The sequence below is a fragment of the uncultured Nonlabens sp. genome, from assembly GCF_947495285.1.
Taxonomy (GTDB): Bacteria; Bacteroidota; Bacteroidia; order Flavobacteriales; family Flavobacteriaceae; genus Nonlabens.
This window is the reverse complement of the sequence record NZ_CANLXZ010000118.1, coordinates 1-215: the sequence shown is the minus strand read 5'-3', so window position 1 is coordinate 215 and position 215 is coordinate 1. Positions and strand designations below refer to the sequence as shown.

The 215-nt window shown below is 41.4% G+C and carries 1 protein-coding gene; it reads right to left on the bottom strand.

Annotation, left to right across the window (positions count from 1 at the left end; genetic code table 11):
* A partial coding sequence (locus tag Q0838_RS14335) for a hypothetical protein (RefSeq protein WP_298956584.1) occupies positions 1 to 215 on the bottom strand: 215 nt, incomplete at both ends.

Sequence of the window (215 nt, the reverse complement as noted above, 5' to 3'; positions counted from 1 at the left end):
TAGTCAAAGTTGATCGGCTCTGTACTGTCTGTTACTGGGGTAACTATCAATTCACCATTTACTAAGGTTACTTCGGTCAAGTCAGCTAAAATTACGGCTGGTCCTCCATCTGTAATTGCCATACCTGCTACTTCTGTAATCGTTAAATTACCATTGTCGCCATCTGGATCTTCATCACCGTCTAAGGCATCTACTACTACTGGAGTATTGATAGA